Below are 17,081 nucleotides of genomic sequence, written 5' to 3' on the forward strand. Positions count from 1 at the left end.
CAAAAAGAATGGTTCGAGCACTATGACATGAGATGGGATTCTCAGTCAGTAGAATCCGGAGAAATCACTTCCCATTTTCCAAACAGTGTGAAACCCGCTGCCTTCGCCAAGGCAGTAGACGCATGGTTATCGAGTTGGCATCGGTACTGTGGTTCGTATCCCTGACCATAGGCGTATTTACAGATGGAACGCACCACTTTACGGGCGTGCCCTTTTCCTCTAAAGGACGTCAGCGTCAGTACGCCGATATCCGCAATTTGCAGATCCTCTTCCCATGGATACATACTGGCAGCGCTAGCCAGGCAATTTTGCTCAAAAGAGCCGAACACCGCCCAGTGATCCAATTCTACATAAGCGTCGTCCAAGTCTTGTTCCGATGCGGAAGATGTGAACTCGAAGAAAACAGCCTCATCTTGCTCGGTTAGCCGGCGCAAGTTACCTTCCAGATTTTCGTGCAGCAATACGTTTTTATCCGCTTTTGAAAAATAAAAAAGATAATCTGCGCCATGCAGTGTGATGTCCGCTTCATTCAATTTCTGGCGAAAGGTCGACTCAGACAAGGATTGTTGTTGAAAGAGACCTATCTTATCAGCCAGCGCAGGTGTCAAGACCGCCATAACACGCCCGTCGGAGGTTTCCAGCATCATGACCCGACTTTCTTCGTCAAGTGTAGGATTTATGGCAACAGTAAAGGATTCATCGCTATAGAGGACGTCACCGTTCAAAAATTGCTCCCGCCAAAAGTCAGTGATCGTTTGTGAAAATACAGGTACACTACTTACTTGATCTGTCATTATGTACAATTCCTTTCATAAGGTCGATCGGATTTATTGCGTATTATAGTAAAGGTTATTTACATCTCTGATTCTTTTGAAAATAGGGTGGATCATGAAATTGATCGAGATTCGGAAGCCCCAGTAGTTTCCGCATCATTTTCGTAATACAAGCTGAATAACATGGGCTAATCCATTGTGGGCCTTACCTGCCACACGCTCTTGTTCACCATAGAAGAAATGGATCACTTCATGACCTTCGCACCAAGCAAGGATATCTTTGGGATCATATAGCATTTCAAGTTCTGGAGGCCCGCCCGTTCCATACTTTACTTGTTCCTTGGAGAAGACCTCAAGCATGAGAATTCCTTTGGGCTTTATCGCCTTTTTCATTTTATTAAGAACGGAGATCTGCGCATCTTTATGAAAATGGCCATATACCATAATCGCGACATCATATTCTTCGCTCGGCACATCCTCTTCCAAAAGGTCAATTTTTTGGGTAAGTACGTCAACGGAATGCTTCTGAGCCAGTATTTTCGTTTTTTGCAATCCGCTCTCCGCATAGTCAATGGCTGTCACTTCAAGATTTCTTTTTGCTAAAAAAACTGCATTCCGGCCTTCACCCTCTGCAAACGCGATCACTTTTTGTCCTTGTTCTATCCGATAAGCCTGTTGTTGAATAAAAACGTTAGGTTCTTCCCCATAATAATATTCTTCCGAATGAAAGCGCTCATTCCAAATATTCGCCATACTCACCGGCCTCCTGTCATGAAAATCTATTGTAGATTTATTATATCTACAATATCTCCAAATGCATGGATGTGTCAATATCGCTTGGTATCGAGAGCATCTACAAAAGAGCCTTTCTTTGAACGTACATCTTGACCTTAGGTCTGACCTAAGGTGTATGGTTGAGATATTCCACAACATCCATAGGGAGTAACGTTTATGAAGAGTGATATTACCATTAGCGAATTAGCTAGGCTTATGAATGTGTCTGTTCATCAGATTCGTTATTTTGAAGAGAAAGGGGTTCTTCTACCTGCTTACCTAGATAACAATCAGTACAGGATGTACAGCATGGATCAAGTTTACCAGCTATCCCATATTCTGTTGCTGCGCAAATTGGGGGTGCCTGTCCAGTCGATTAAAGAATGCATGACTTCCTATTCTACTGATCAATACGGGCAGCTACTCAATCATTCTTTGAAAGAAATACATGCAGAGATACTTCGCCTTCAAGAACTACAGCATTTCATAAACAGGGTATTGCATGAACAAAAGAATTTTATTTCGCACTCCAATGACTACCAAATAAAGTGGCGTGAAACCACCTATTTGGCACGTTGGATAGACATGGATTCACAAATAACGCTAAACGCCAAACTGTTGACTGAACAGGCCAAGTCTGTCCCGAACTTGTTCGAATCGGACCTTCATTTCATCGAGGATAATTCCAGTACCATTACGTTATACACGGAAACAGAAGCGCCTGGCGACTTTTCATTGCCCAGCGGCAACTATCTGTCTACCCAAAGGCTAATCCATGAAGAGGATGAGCTTGAACAAGTGATTGAACAGTTTTACTCCTATGCCGGAGCACAGTCTCATGTTATACAGGGACCCTTGATCCTCATTGAAAGATCTTACTTATCCCTATTTAGTCAAAACCAACTGCACTATGAACTACAAGCTTTGATCGAACCGACTACCCATTCCGAAAGGGGAAACCGATCATGACTGGATCACCAATTACAATAGAACCGATGCATTCCACGTACAATCAACAGATTGGTCAACTTCTTGTTCACGGGTTTCGTGGGAAATTCCAAACTCTTACGAAGCTCAATGATGGCGAGCTCGCCCTCTTTTTCGAAAAATTATTTGATCATGTTCCTACAGATCGTGCGAGTCAACGAATGGTCGCGCTACAAGAGGGAGAAGTTATCGGGACGATATCCATCAAGTGGAAAACTGAATTTGATAGTAGGCGAATATTTCCCGCATGGAAGAACTTCTACCGTTTTGGCAGATGGAATCTCCTGAAAATGTTCATCGGGTTATCTTTCCTAGACCATAAACCACAGGCTGGAGAATGCTATATTACAGATATTGTTGTCCATCCGAATCATCAAGGCAAAGGAGTTGGAAACCTGCTATTGCATTGGGCGCACAATTTCGCACAAGCGCAGCCAAGCCTAGACAAGTTAAGCTTGTACGTCGCAGGTAAAAACCCCCGAGCTGAGCAGCTTTACCAGCGATTATCGTTCCATACGCAATTGCGAGAAAGCAGCTTCCTATCACATCTTTTATTTAAAGAGAAAAAATGGAGTTACATGGTGAAGAGATTGAAATGAATCATGACAAAGGGCGAATCGTCTCTACTAGACATCCGCCCTTTCGAAAGTATCGCCTTTTCCCCCTAATCTACTTCACATAAAAATCTGATTAGTCGGCAGCTCTCTAATTCTTTCATTTGTACGTTGTTTATTATCTCATTCGCAGCTAAGCGGCTGATAATAGGCGCTAGTGTAACAGCTGAATGCATAACGGTCAGATAAAGACCCTTTATTTCGTCATGAAATCCAACAATAGGGTAACCGTCTTCAGGCATGGGTCTCAAGCCTACCTGGATGCTTTCCAGTTCCAACTTCTCTCCGCCTTTTAGATTGTGCCGTAGAATTTCAAACGCCCGCTTTCCAACTGCCTCGGGTCCATTTTGTTCAGACTCATCGATATAATCTTCCGCTGCTAGTAACAGATCATCGGTTAGTTGTCTCGCTTCAAATTTAGAATTTGAAACTAAGGTGCGGATCAACTTTTCTTTCGATTTCATTCGGATCAGTATAGAAGGTGAAGGAGCGACAGGAACATCAAAGCCTAATGGCTTACAGAGTTCGGGTATAGCTGCGCCAGTGGCTACTACAATAACATCTGCTTCTAGAAAACCATTGGAGGTGTTTACCCCAACAACCTTAGATCCCTCTGTGATTATTTGCATCGCCTTTGTATCAAACAGTACGCTCGCTCCATTTTCTTCTGCTTTTTTCACCAAAAGTTTTGCAGTCAAAATTGGATCTAGTGCGCCTTCTTCGTACGCATAATAAGCTTCCTCGGGGTATTCCTTTAGATTCGGTTCTAATTCTATGATTTGCTGCCGATTTAATGGTTGTTTACGAGACTCCTCATAATCTATAGGGACTTCCCAAGTCAGTGCTCCATCCCATTTTATTTCTAGATCAGGTATCTCTTTTTCTAATTCATGATATTCGGCTATCGATGCATCATACAAATGTCGATAATTTTCTGATACCTGGTACGATGGATGAATCCAACCGAAAGACTTATTAGTGGCTTCACATGCAGCAGTTGAATTCGTCTCTATTAAAGTGACATTCTGATTCTGTTTTGATAAGTAGTAGGCCATGGATGTACCAACAATACCTGCACCAACCACTACAATTTTTTGATTCTTCTTCATGAGCGCTCCCTCCTGACAACATCCCCTAAGCAAATTCTACCCCTAGGGTAATCTCAAGTCTTTTTGATAGGAAGATGAGTTTTATTAAGGATACCCCGTGATCAGGATCTTTGCTCATACAGCTTAACGATTTCGATGATGGTGTTTACAGCGTGCATCATGTTGTCAACGGAAACATACTCGAACCGCCCGTGGTAGTTTTCCCCGCCAGTGAAAATATTCGGTGTTGGCAACCCCATGTAGGATAGCTGAGAGCCATCTGTACCACCGCGTATCGGCTGAATAATCGGCAGGATTCCGAGGTTTTCTAGTGCTTGTGTAGCGATGTCCACTACTTCCATTACAGGCTCAATCTTTTCCCGCATATTGAAGTATTCGTCTTTGATTTCGAGCTCAATTCGCTTCTCTCCGTATTTTTTCTGTAGTTCTTCTACGATACGAGCTAGGTGGGACTTTCTCTCCTGAAACCGATTACGATCGTGGTCCCGGATCAAATAACGCAGCTGAGTTTGCTCGACGTCACCTTGTATGGAAGACAGATGATAGAAGCCTTCGTAGCCTTCCGTCTCCTCAGGAGTTTCATGAATCGGCAGCCTTCCATGCAGCTCCATGGCTATTTTAGCAGCGTTAACCATTTTACCTTTGGCAGAGCCAGGGTGAACGTTCTTTCCTTTGCAAGTAATGATAGCTGATGCAGCGTTAAAGCTCTCGTACTCGATCCCGCCAAGAGGACCGCCATCCATCGTATAGGCATATACTGCGTCGAAGGCGGACACATCAAACTTGTCTGGGCCTCTGCCGATTTCCTCGTCCGGAGTGAAAGCTACTCTCACTTTCCCGTGTTTTAGTTCTGGATGTTGAATCAGATAAGCCATAGCGGTCATGATTTCGGCAATACCGGCTTTATCGTCAGCGCCAAGTAATGTGGTACCGTCTGTCGTTATTAACGTGTGCCCTTTGTAGCCAGTCAGCTCTGAAAAATCGCGCGGCGAAAGGACAATAGTAAGTGCTTCATTCAAGACTATGTCTTGTCCGTTATAATTTTCGATGACTTGCGGCTTCACGCCAGCGCCGGTAAAATCGGTGGCTGTATCCATATGAGCAAGAAAACCGATTGTTGGAATCTCTTTGTCTGTATTGGATGGTAGGGTTGCCATTACATAGCCGTTCGAATCCATCGTTACTTCCTGCATACCTATGGCTTGCAGCTCGTCCACGAGCATTTGGGCCAACACTAGCTGCCCTGGTGTTGAGGGGCAAGTTTCGCTGTTCTCATCGGATTGTGTATCAACTTGTGCGTAAGAGATGAATCTATTTATGATCTCCGTTTTCATGGTTTATCTCAGCTCCAATACAATTCGTCAAACCTATTCAAGAAAGAGGCCATCTCGTGACAAATTCTACCACGATCCCCATCGATTCTTCAATCCGTACCCCATATTGACGTGCTGCCACCTGGTTATATAACTGTAAAGTGATGATACCAACGAAGTAATCTCCATTTTCATAAAAGTTGATTTTGGACTGACTTTGAATAATAAAACAGCGGCGACCCATGACCTGAAAATACAGTCTTTGGCTCACCGCTGTGATGATTGAAATAGCTAACCTCGTTCGTTGAAGAAGTGACATACGATCCTGAATATTACTTCCCATTCAAACGATAGATGAGTTGCACAACACCAGAGGAGAAAGTTTTTGTATTCACCAAACTCAAATTCACCCTCTGCTTTATATCCATAAACAGCGGTTTTCCTTCTCCCAAAATAACAGGGTGAACAGATAATCGAAATTCATCTACAAGCTCTAAATGGATAAAAGTTGTAATAAGACTAGCTCCACCATATAGCCAGATGTCTTTACCAGTCTTATTCTTTAATTGATTGACTACTTCAAGAATATGATCGTTGATGAATATTGCTTTATGATCAGTCCCTTTTTGTGTTTTGGAAAACACATATTTTTCTTTACTATGAACCAATCCCCAAATCTCTTTTTCCGTATCTGTATGTTCCATTTCTAGCGAAAATTGTCCCCATAAATCATAACTTTTTCTTCCATATAGAATCGTGTCAATTTGATGTAAGAAATGAACAAACCCCATTTCAGCGTCCATTATGCACCAATCAACTTCCCCATTTTTCCCTTCAATAAAACCATCTAAGGTAACGGCTAGATCTAAAATGATTCTTCGTTTCATGAATAGTTACTCCTTTCGTTGATCATCTACTTCCATTTTAGACCTTTAAATATGTCACCTTGTGTCTTATTTGTAACAGAAGGGTTTATCACTATGGGGCGTTCTCATGTCCATGCATCGGGCAACAAATGTCCTTCTGCTACCAGCTTTGAGTTGCCTTCCAAGTAAACGGATTCGGCAGCATAATCTGTGAGATGGTAAGAAATTTTAAGAGGTCCCCCTCGAGTAAGCACGTTTACAGAGGTGTCTACATGTCCTAAAATACCGGCAATGATTGCTGCAGCAGTCGATCCGGAACCGCACGCGTAGGTCTCTGCCTCTACTCCGCGCTCATAGGTTCTGATGCTAAGCGTTTGCCTATCAATCAGTTCCACAAAATTTACATTAGTACCATTGGGAAACTGCTGCTGATCATTTCTGACCATTCGTCCCCATTCTCTGAGCTGGTCGTCCGCTATCGCGATAACATTTTCGACAAACCAGACCGTATGGGGAACTCCGACAACACCGTAGTGGTAGGCGCCGCTCGGTCCGTCCCACTCATATGGTTGATTCAGCTTCAGCGCTTGCAATTGAACGTCGGGGAACTTGACATTTACGCCGTTCTGATTGAGCTCTGCCTGATAGATGCCGGCCATCGTTTCGAAACTCATCTTCGTCTTGGCTGCCCCGATGTGGTACGCAAAGCGCGACATGCACCTTGCACCGTTACCGCACATTTCTCCTTCACTGCCATCAGCGTTAAAATACCTCATCTTAAAATCGGCGATGTTGGAGTTCTCCAGCAGCATGAACCCATCCGCACCGATTGAAGTGCCTCGCCTGCATACATTTTGGACAAAGGCTGAAAGCGCAACCTCGTTCAACAGGCCATCGCGATTGTCTACTACAATAAAGTCGTTGCCACAGCCATTCATTTTTTTAAACGGGATCCCAAGATCAAACATTTCTCTCCTCCTTTTATCCGATGTACCGTGCAAACTAAAGGTTCCAGGATTATGGAGCAGTCACCTTGCTTTAAGTAGGATCGATTGCAGGAAATGATTGATAGAGATGACAAGCGACCGATTGCCCTTCTATTTCACTCAGCTTTGGCAACTCGACTTTGCATATTTCCATGCTGGACCGGCAGCGCGGATGGAATTTACATCCCTTCGGCGGATTAGACGGAGACGGGAGATCTCCGGACAACACAATTTGCTCTCGCGTATCATCAGGATCGGTAATGGGTTTGGCTGAAAGCAATGCTTGTGTATAGGGATGCAGCGGTCGTCCAAACAGCTTCTCTTTCTCAGCATACTCGATGATTTCACCTAAATACATGACCGCCACTTTATCGGCAATGTGCTCAACTACGCTCAAATCATGTGAAATGAAGACATAGGTCAAAGAAAATTGTTCTTGCAAATCCTGCAGCAAATTAAGAATTTGCGATTGAATCGACACATCAAGTGCGGAGACAGGCTCATCTGCGATAATCAGCTTTGGCCGAAGAATCAGGGCGCGGGCGATGCCAATTCGTTGTCTTTGCCCTCCGGAAAATTCGTGAGGATAGCGAGATAGATGCTGCTTGCTCATGCCGACAATCTCAATCGTTTCTTCCAGTAGCGCTTGTCTCTGCTCTCGAGGAATACCGTGCGAAATCAGCGGCTCCGTCAAGATGTGCCCGATCGTTAGTTTCGGGTTCAATGTTTCAAATGGATTTTGAAAAACCATTTGCATATTTCGCCTTACTGCACGCATTTCGTTTTTGTTCATTTTTCCTATTTCTTTACCTTGGAAACGAATTTCGCCTTGGACCGGCTCCAGCAAACGCAGAATACATTTTCCCAATGTAGACTTTCCACAGCCTGACTCCCCGACAATCCCCAGCGTTTCTCCTTCATAGACGCTCACATCAATCCCGTTTAAAGCATGAACATCATGCGGTTGTTGAAACCACCCTTTTTTCATGCGAAACAGCTTGCGCAGCCCTTTCACTTCCAGGATTGGAGTCGTCATCCACCTACCACCGAGCTTTCCTGTTCATGATCCTTGTCTTGGGTAAATAACCAGCATCGACAAGAAGAATGCTGATCCACTGGACGGAGCACAGGATTTCGCTCCCAACATATCGCCATCGCTCTATCGCATCGCGGGGCAAACCGGCACCCATTTGGTTTGTTTTCCGGTGTCGGCACACTGCCTTTTATGCTGTGAAGCCTCTTTGTGCGTTGCCTTGGTGTCGATTGGAGCAAACCTACGGTGTATGGGTGCTTCGGATTGCGCAGCAACGACCGTACGTCGGCTGTTTCAATCGCTTGTCCCGCATACATCACTATGACGCGGTCGCACACTTCAGCTACCACCCCTAAATCATGCGTAATCATGATCACTGACATGCCGATGTCCCTTCTGATTTTTTTGATCAGATTCAAGATTTGCGCTTGAATTGTCACATCCAATGCGGTCGTCGGTTCATCAGCGATCAGTAATGACGGATTACATGCGATCGCCATGGCAATCATCACCCGCTGCCTCATTCCTCCTGACAAACGGTGCGGGTAATCCCTGTAAATCTCTTCTGCTCGGGAGATGCCCACCACGGTAAGCAAATCCAGTACCCGTTGCTTTACCGCCGCTTTGCTTTCATCCTCATGCTCATGCAGTACCTCACTGATTTGTCGGCCGATCGTCAACACCGGATTTAACGAATGCATCGGTTCCTGAAAAATCATCGCCATTTCCTTGCCTCTGAGACTGCGCATCTCGGCTTCACTCAGCGCAAGCACTTCTTTCCCGTTGAATCGAATGCTTCCAGTCAAAGTGGCATTATCGTCCAACAGTCGCATGAGCGAGAGCGAAGTGACGCTCTTGCCACACCCCGACTCTCCGACAATTCCCAGCGTCTCCCCTTTTTTCACATATAAATCAAGCTGATCAACAACCGTAACCGTACCCGACTCTTTCGAGAACCGGGTTGTCAGCCCTGTCACTTCCAATACATTGTCCATAAATGGAGTTCCCCTCTCCAATCCTCTTATTGCCCATTTACTTTTGCGTACGAGGATCAAAAATATCACGCAAGGCATCTCCCAGTCGGTTTACTGCCAACACGACAATGGTGATGGCCAATCCCGGGTATGTCGCAAGCCACCAGGCATCGGACAAATAATCTTTTCCTTCATTCAACATAGTCCCCCATTCGGGAGTCGGCGGCTGCGCGCCCAAGCCGATAAAGCCCAATGCAGCCGTATCGAGAATCGCTCCCCCGACGAACAGTGTCATGTAAACGAACAATACATTCGTAATATTGGGGAGAACCTGGAAAAGAATGATCCACCAGCTCGGCGTCCCGATCGACCTGCTGGCTTCCACATATCCAGACGACATGATGACGAGAGTCGCTGCCCTGATCAGACGCGCAAAGCTGGGAATCGAAGAAATGCCGATTGCGATCATCGCATTCGTTTGACTCGGTCCAAGCGCCGCGACGATGGCCAAGGCCAAAATGATCCCCGGCAAGGCGAGCAAAATATCCATAATCCGCATGAGCAGGTGATCAATAAATCCTCCCATATACGCACTGATGACACCAATCATCGTTCCTGCCGATACGGTGATGCCGACCGCCATGACAGCAACCACAAGCGTTACGCGCGTTCCGTATAAAATACGGGAAAACAAATCGCGGCCGATCGCATCCGTTCCGAGAACATGCTTGGCAGACGGGCCTTGCAAAAAGGCTTCGTAATTACTTTCAGTAGGGTCATAAGGAGCGATCCAAGGCCCGACGATTCCGATCACAGAAATGAGTAAAAGCACCACCAAGCTTAGTTTTGCTGCTCGCTGTTTCTTGATTTTTTCCCAAAAGGCAAGCTTGGGGAAAATCGGGGAGTTGGCATGCGTCGCCCCATGTGCGACAGTTTTGCTCATCTCATTCAAGTTACCGCCCCTCCTTTTCCGTAATGAGGTCGACACGCGGATCAATCAAACCATAGAGGAGGTCGACCATCATATTTACCACGACATAGACGAAGCCCATAAGCAGCACAATGCCCTGAATCATCGGAAGATCACGGGCTGAAATCGCACGGATAGCCAATGTGCCGATACCAGGCCAGTTGAACACTTGTTCGATGATAACCGCCCCACCCAGCAGAGTCGCGATTTGCAAGCCTACCACCGTAACAACAGGAATCATGACATTGCACAAGGCGTGTCGAAATAGGATTATCGACTCCCTCAATCCCTTGGCTCGTGCCGTTCGAATGTAATCATGGGAAAGCACTTCGACCATACCTGAACGCGTCAGTCGACTGATCATCGCGGAAGACAAAACGCCCAAGGTACAAGCAGGCAAAACAAGATCCTTCCATCCCGTACCGCCCGCGATGGGAAACCAGCCTAATTGAACAGAAAATAACATGATTACGATTAACCCCAGCCAGAAGCTCGGCAGCGATAATCCGATCGAAGCTGCTGCCATCAGCATAAAGTCCAAGAGCGTATTTTTGTATTTCGCAGCGATCATTCCCATCGTTAAGCCAATCACGACTGCGATGCCAATCCCAGCGAAGGCTAGCTTGGCCGTTGCCGGAAACCGTTCCATTATTTCCACGATGACAGGTCTTTCTGTTTGTAAGGAAGTCCCGAAATCCCCTTGGATGACTTTTTCCATGTAGGTCAGGTACTGATGAGGAAGGGGTTGATTTAGCCCCATTTGCTCACGTAACTGTTCCACTTGTGCTTTTGTAGCCTTTTCCCCTAACATGATCCGTACTGGATCTCCAGGAATAAAATGAACGAGCGCAAACGAAAAGATGGAAATGCCGAGGAGGACAATCACTCCTGATAGCATCCGATTCAACAAATACTGTTTCATGATTCGTTCACTCCTCTCTTCCAGAATGCGTATTCATTGCTTACGGCTAAACTCGCTTGGGAATTTGGCGATAGGAGCCCATCATGCGAATTACCGTTTGACTTCCGTCTCGTATAAAGCGTACGGTTTGATCCGAACCTTCAACGTTCGCGAGAAAAACGTCCTCGTCGATAGCTTTTAAAGAGAATGAGTCCGAATGATCGACCGTTACGATCAGCGTGCCTGCATCCACGCTTACCTGAAGATGAATTCCTTCCATAGATCCGTACTCGCCCGCATATTCAAGCAGACGATCTGTCGGGAGGTCATATTCCTTATACGTGACATGCGTTGATTTCGCAGGACGATTCTCGATGCAGTGAAACGTGCCATGTGCCAATGCGGCAGCCGGTGAACCGCTGAGATTGGTGAGCGCCACGGCAGCCAACCCGTTCTCGGAGATGATGCTCATGTAGGCTTGGATCCCTTTTTCTCTGCCGCTATGACCCAGCATCACAGCACCGTAGAAATTGGGTGTAATCGCTACACCATATCCGTAATATTGGTTTTGTTCGCATCGGAAATAAGGGGTGGTCATCTGCTGCACACTTTCCGTGCGAAGAATTCGTTCCTTGCCAATCAAACCTTTCGTGCGAAACAACTCGGTGTATCTCATCATGTCGGTGAGCGTTGATTTTAATCCCCCGGATGATTGAAACGGCGGTGTCTCAAATAGCGGTGTCCTATCCTCGTACCCGTGCAACTCTTCCAAAGAAAAGCAACTATGCTGCATTCCAGCTGGTTGGAGAATATGCTCCTTCACATACGTCGAATATGGCTTGCCGCTTGCCCGCTCAACAATAGCACCCAGGAGCGTATAGCAATCATTGGAATAACTGAACTCCGTACCTGGTGCGCCCAATAAAGTAAATTCCAGTTGTGCCATATAGGTCATTAATTCCTCATAGGTGTTCATTCCACGCTTGAGTGCTTCATCGACGCAAGATAATGGCGGCAAACCGGAGGAATGGGTTAGAAAGTTGTGAATGGTGATTGCTTCCGTTCCACTTCCCGTTTTTACATGAAACTCTGGCAAAAAACGGGAAACAGGATCGGCAACCGTCAGTTTTCCGGCTTCCTGTAGCTGCATGATCGCAATAGCGGTGAACGATTTTGTAATCGAAGCGATTCCGAACAAAGTATCAACTGTCGCTACCTGACCTTGCTCGGTATCACGATAGCCGAAGCCTTTGGCATAAACGAGCTGTCCGTTTTTGGCCACTCCAATTGCAGCTCCAGGCACCTTGCTTCCCATCATTGTTTCCCGGACAAACTCCTCATAACTCACGATCCATTCCTGATTGTTCATGACCTGTTCTCCTTGTTTTTTGTTTCCTCGTTTACTTAACCCACACGTCCTGATACAATTTCAGTCCGGATGGATCAAGCATCAGTCCCTGAACACGGTTGTTTACTACGACAAACCGTTTTTCCGTGTAAATGGGAATCCAAAACGCCTCCTCCACAGCGCGCTTCTGAAGATCTTCATAAATTTTCGCTCTATCGTCGCTCTTCATCGTCACCTGTCCCTTTTCCAGCAAGGAATCGATCGTTTTGTCATGGATGGCTGAACGATTCATCCCACCGATCTGTGTTGAATGCATGAACGGAAACAAGATATCAGGGTCATCAGCGACGTATCCATCCAGCGCCAAGTCAAATGTGCCGGCAGCAGTTAACTGGTCGACTGCGCTGCCTTCCAGAGTAATGATTTTCACGTCTACCCCAATCGCTTTGAACATTCCTTGCATCAACTGGGCAGGTTGAGACCATACTTCCATACTCAACAATTCGAGATGAAGCGGTTTTCCTGCTTTCTCCCTTATCCCTTGTGCATTCAGTTTCCATCCGGCTTCTTCCAGGAGCTTCACTGCTTCCTCGGGGTTGTATTTGTATGCATATTGGGCAATGGATTGATCGTATCCGAACAAATTTGCTGGTAGCGGACCATCTGCAACAATTCCTTCGCCTTGCAGATGCGACTGCACGATAGCATCTTTCTTTACTGCCATTTGCAACGCTTTGCGTACGTTTTTATCTTGTAAAATCTCGTTATTCAAATTCAGCTCGACAAACAGCCCCAAGCCGCGCTTTGTCTGCTCAAGTACCGTAAAACGATTGTTGTTCTTGAATTTCTTCGCGTCTTTCGCAGGCAGATCAGCGATGTCGATGGTTCCACTCTCCAAAGCAGCGACAGCCGTTTGCGGATTTCGAATCAATTTCAGAACTAATTTGTCCGGCCTCGGTGGTCCTTGATTTTTAAAGAAGGGCGTTGCCCAGCGATACGCATCATTTTGAATCAGCGTGATAGAGTCTCCTGATTTCCAGCTCTCCATCTTCCATGGACCGACACCAACCGGATTCCTTCCGTATTGATCCCCAAACGTTTGCACCGCGTCCCCAGAGAGCGGCTGCATCCAGCTCGCGGAAGTGAAATAGGTGAGGAGCGTGGCAGACGGTTCATTCAACTCCAAAATAAGGGTCTGATCATCTGGTGTTTTGATCGATTTGATGATGCCAAGAATCATACCTACGCCTTTCGGAGCGATTTCCGGAGACATGGCCCGCTCAAACGTTCGCTTGTACGCCTGTGCAGTAAGCAGTGTCCCATCATGAAAGGTAACGCCTTGGCGAATACGAAATGTCCATGTCTTCCCATCATCCGAAATGGAGTACGATTCGGCCAGATGGGGCTTGACCTCATTTGTTTGGGGATCTCTGTAAAGAAGGGCCCCTCCTAGATTGAGCGCGACCCCCTCCGTGCTTAACGCTGTTGATTTGTGGACATCCAGTGTATCTGGTTCACTGCCGATCGCAACGGTGATCGTACCGCCCTTTTTCTCGGATATATTGGCATCTTTTTTTCCTTCATCCGTATCTGGTTTCGTGGCAAGCGTCCCGCAGCCGACCACGCTTGCCAACAATACGAAACAGGAAAGGACAATGCTCACAAACGTGGTGGTTTCCCGCTTTCTTATCCCCATGAATGGCACCACTCTCCCTTGTTTGGGACATATCCTTGCCTCCTACAATCTGAGCCAATCAACCGTTTTTTGATCCAGCTTTTTGACGAGAGCCGTCAGCAATTTCACCGTATTTTCTACATCATCATGATGAAGAATCGAAGCGTGACTGTGAATGTAGCGCGCAGGGATTGCAATAACAACTGATGGAGCCCCTTTGCCAACCATATGTGCAGCTCCTGCGTCCGTACCCGCACCTGCAATAGCACCATATTGATACGGGATGCCTTCCTCATCAGCCGTATCAAATAACAGTTCCCGCAATTTTCGATTGGGTACGAGCGAGCCGTCGAATAGACCAATTGTAGGCCCGCCACCGCACTTGATATCAGGCAAATTAGGAGAGTCGGCGCTTCCTGGCGTGTCAAACGTTATCCCCGTCTCCAATGCAATGAATATATCTGGTTGCACCATATACGTGCTCGTGAATGCACCGCGGCATCCCACTTCTTCTTGTGCAGTAGCGCCGCTAAAGACGATGTTGGGGTGATCCGTTTCTTGTAACTGTTTCATTACTTCAATGGCTGTAAGGCAACCGCCGCGATTATCGAGCGCTTTTGCCATATACATCTTGTCATTCGCCATCACCGTGAAAGGGCAGATCGGCACAATCGGATCACCTGGACGAATCCCCAGTTCCTTTGCCTGTTCTGCACTGGATGCTCCGATGTCGATGAACATACGCTCGATCTCAACCACTTTCTTTCGTTCTTCCGAAGACAGCAGATGCGGCGGTTTTGACCCGATTACGCCGACGATATCCCCTTTGCGTGTTTTAATGTTCACGCGCTGTGCCAGCATCACCTGCGACCACCAGCCACCAAGCGGCTGGAAGGCGATGAATCCATCCTTCATGACACGCGTTACCATGAACCCCACTTCATCCATATGGCCCATCATCATGATTTTGGGTCCATTGGCCAGGCCTGTTTTCCGCCCGATTATGCTTCCCAGATTATCTGTGAACACTTCTTCTGTAAGCGGTTCCAAGTACGTGTGCATTAATTCTCGCACTTCCTGTTCTTGTCCGGGAACTCCGGAAGCCTCTGTCAGCTCTTTCAGTACCTTTACCCAACTATTCATCCCTATCTTCCTCTCCATTTGCATGTTATCTCCAGCTATCATCCATGCGATCATAGGAACCGATGCGAAGATCTGCTTTTTCGTTCGCCAGTACATGCTTGGCTATACGCTCAGATGGGGTACGAGGCAATTCACTTCGGTATTCCCAATATCGTGGAACCTTGTAGTAAGCAAGATGCTCGGCGCAATAAGAGATCAACTCATGAGGAGGCACCGTTTGGTCCGCTTTCACTACCACGTATGCCTTGATTTCTTCCCCGCGTATTTCGTCTTTCACTGGAAGACAGGCAGCATATTGCACGGCCGGATGCATTTTCATGACTTCCTCAACCTCAGCAGCCGAAATATTTTCCCCGCTCCGGCGAATCATCTCCTTTTTTCTGCCGACATAATAGATGTATCCGTCTTCGTCCATTCGCACCAAATCTCCGGTGTGGAACCAGCCGCCCTGAAAGGCAGCGCAAGTCGCATCAGGGTCTTTATAGTAGCCATCCATCATCCCCAAGCCCCGTAGGACGAGTTCGCCAACCTCGCCTCTCGAAACGGGGCGGTTGTGAATATCAACAATGCGGACGGTCCGGTCTTTATCCGGTTTTCCGATGCAGCCTGTTCCGAGCAATCGGTCATGATCGTGTGGTTTTACCGAAATATCTCCACCTGTCTCTGTCATGCCAAAAACTTCATACCACGGCGCGCCCCATCGCTCTTCCAATTCGCGGTGCAGATGCGGGGGAATGGCCGAGCAAAAGATGGTGCGAACGTTATTTTCCCTGTCTAAGGGCGAGCGTGGTGCTTTGACCATTAGCGTGGGCATGATCCCCAGGCAGTAGAAAAAGGTAACGCCATATTGCCGTACTTTCTGCCAAAATGTAGAGGGATGAAATCGATCGAGAACCACAAGCTTTGCCCCCACAGCGATCGCACCCAGCAAATTCCATTGCGGGTCCATATAGTAAAAGGGCTGCGCCGTTAACAGTACATCTGAATGGGTCAAATTTGGATGCTGCTCGATCATCTTTTTTGCTATGGTGAGCCAATATTCATGGGAAAGCATACACCCCTTGGGGAAGCCTGTCGTGCCGGATGTATATTGGATGTTGACTAAAGTTTCAGGAAAAACGGTAAGTGCTGTTGGTGTCGTGGGCGCTGTTTCACACATCGTTCTGAAATCGACAGCGTTGGGATCGTCTGATTGGTCTACTGAGAGGATTGTTTGGAGGGTTTGTAAGGAAGGTCTGATCTTCTGTAGCAGGGATAAAAACTCCTGTGAAGTTACGATAACGATTGCTTCGGAGTGGTGGAGGATATATTGTGCATCGTACTCTTTGTAATTTACATTTATCGGCACGATAGTCGCGCCCAGTTTTGCCAACGCCAGCCAAGTAAGCGGGAATTCCGGCTGGTTCCTCAGCATGACGGCTACCCGATCCCCATAGCCTACGCCCAGCACTTGGAGCATGTTGGCGATCTGGTTGGAACGGTCTTCTATCTCCTTAAATGATAGTTGTTCATTCCATTCATCAAAGACAAGCCCGATTTTTTCTCCCCATCGTTTGGCCGCCCGCGCCGTCAAAGACTTGATTTCTTGCAAGTCCAAAAGGTTTCAGCCCTCCTT

Annotated in this window: 16 protein-coding genes; 2 read left to right on the top strand and 14 right to left on the bottom strand. The window is 46.7% G+C overall.

The window, feature by feature from the left end:
- Positions 1 to 41: 41 nt before the first annotated feature.
- A complete protein-coding gene (locus tag HPY28_RS00640; protein WP_174229868.1) occupies positions 42 to 794 on the bottom strand; it encodes a GNAT family N-acetyltransferase in 753 nt (250 codons plus the stop codon).
- Positions 795 to 929: 135 nt separating this feature from the next.
- Positions 930 to 1,526 carry a class I SAM-dependent methyltransferase gene (locus tag HPY28_RS00645; protein WP_174229869.1) on the bottom strand — a complete coding sequence of 199 codons (597 nt, stop codon included), beginning with the start codon at positions 1,524 to 1,526 and terminating at the stop codon, positions 930 to 932.
- Between the two features lie 198 nt (positions 1,527 to 1,724).
- Between HPY28_RS00645 and HPY28_RS00650 the strand changes: the two genes are divergently transcribed.
- Positions 1,725 to 2,516, top strand: coding sequence for a MerR family transcriptional regulator (locus HPY28_RS00650; protein WP_174224527.1), 792 nt, complete (start codon positions 1,725 to 1,727; stop codon positions 2,514 to 2,516).
- The gene (locus tag HPY28_RS00655) at positions 2,513 to 3,133 is read left to right on the top strand and encodes a GNAT family N-acetyltransferase (RefSeq protein ID WP_174229870.1); all 621 of its coding nucleotides are present in this window, start codon (positions 2,513 to 2,515) and stop codon (positions 3,131 to 3,133) included. Before HPY28_RS00650 ends, HPY28_RS00655 begins: the two co-directional genes overlap by 4 nt.
- A gap of 65 nt (positions 3,134 to 3,198) precedes the next feature.
- Here HPY28_RS00655 and HPY28_RS00660 read toward each other — a convergent pair whose 3' ends face one another.
- The 12 genes from HPY28_RS00660 to HPY28_RS00715 form a co-directional block, all read right to left on the bottom strand.
- Positions 3,199 to 4,257, bottom strand: a complete 1,059-nt coding sequence (locus HPY28_RS00660) for an NAD(P)/FAD-dependent oxidoreductase (RefSeq protein ID WP_174229871.1) — start codon at positions 4,255 to 4,257, stop codon at positions 3,199 to 3,201.
- Positions 4,258 to 4,358: 101 nt separating this feature from the next.
- A complete protein-coding gene (pepT, locus tag HPY28_RS00665; RefSeq protein WP_174229872.1) occupies positions 4,359 to 5,591 on the bottom strand; it encodes a peptidase T in 1,233 nt (410 codons plus the stop codon).
- A gap of 311 nt (positions 5,592 to 5,902) precedes the next feature.
- The gene (locus HPY28_RS00670; protein ID WP_174229873.1) at positions 5,903 to 6,457 is read right to left on the bottom strand and encodes a dihydrofolate reductase family protein; all 555 of its coding nucleotides are present in this window, start codon (positions 6,455 to 6,457) and stop codon (positions 5,903 to 5,905) included.
- Between the two features lie 104 nt (positions 6,458 to 6,561).
- A complete protein-coding gene (gene dapF, locus HPY28_RS00675; RefSeq protein ID WP_174229874.1) occupies positions 6,562 to 7,404 on the bottom strand; it encodes a diaminopimelate epimerase in 843 nt (280 codons plus the stop codon).
- Between the two features lie 70 nt (positions 7,405 to 7,474).
- Positions 7,475 to 8,458 carry an ABC transporter ATP-binding protein gene (locus HPY28_RS00680; protein ID WP_174229875.1) on the bottom strand — a complete coding sequence of 328 codons (984 nt, stop codon included), beginning with the start codon at positions 8,456 to 8,458 and terminating at the stop codon, positions 7,475 to 7,477.
- Positions 8,455 to 9,450, bottom strand: a complete 996-nt coding sequence (locus HPY28_RS00685) for an ABC transporter ATP-binding protein (protein WP_173621852.1) — start codon at positions 9,448 to 9,450, stop codon at positions 8,455 to 8,457. Before HPY28_RS00685 ends, HPY28_RS00680 begins: the two co-directional genes overlap by 4 nt.
- A 37-nt stretch (positions 9,451 to 9,487) precedes the next feature.
- Positions 9,488 to 10,381 (bottom strand): ABC transporter permease, encoded by an 894-nt coding sequence (locus tag HPY28_RS00690; RefSeq protein WP_174229876.1) that lies wholly within the window; start codon positions 10,379 to 10,381, stop codon positions 9,488 to 9,490.
- Position 10,382: 1 nt separating this feature from the next.
- Positions 10,383 to 11,321 (bottom strand): nickel ABC transporter permease, encoded by a 939-nt coding sequence (gene nikB / locus HPY28_RS00695; RefSeq protein WP_017248541.1) that lies wholly within the window; start codon positions 11,319 to 11,321, stop codon positions 10,383 to 10,385.
- A gap of 46 nt (positions 11,322 to 11,367) precedes the next feature.
- A complete protein-coding gene (locus tag HPY28_RS00700) occupies positions 11,368 to 12,669 on the bottom strand; it encodes a serine hydrolase domain-containing protein (RefSeq protein ID WP_174229877.1) in 1,302 nt (433 codons plus the stop codon).
- Positions 12,670 to 12,700: 31 nt separating this feature from the next.
- Positions 12,701 to 14,344, bottom strand: a complete 1,644-nt coding sequence (locus tag HPY28_RS00705; protein ID WP_174229878.1) for an ABC transporter substrate-binding protein — start codon at positions 14,342 to 14,344, stop codon at positions 12,701 to 12,703.
- 42 nt (positions 14,345 to 14,386) lie between these two features.
- Positions 14,387 to 15,466 (bottom strand): M42 family metallopeptidase, encoded by a 1,080-nt coding sequence (locus HPY28_RS00710; protein WP_174229879.1) that lies wholly within the window; start codon positions 15,464 to 15,466, stop codon positions 14,387 to 14,389.
- Positions 15,467 to 15,491: 25 nt separating this feature from the next.
- Positions 15,492 to 17,063, bottom strand: coding sequence for an AMP-binding protein (locus HPY28_RS00715; protein WP_174229880.1), 1,572 nt, complete (start codon positions 17,061 to 17,063; stop codon positions 15,492 to 15,494).
- Between the last annotated feature and the right edge of the window lie 18 nt (positions 17,064 to 17,081).

It is taken from the genome of Brevibacillus sp. HB1.2 (assembly GCF_013332495.1).
In the GTDB taxonomy this organism is placed as follows: Bacteria; Bacillota; Bacilli; order Brevibacillales; family Brevibacillaceae; genus Brevibacillus; species Brevibacillus porteri.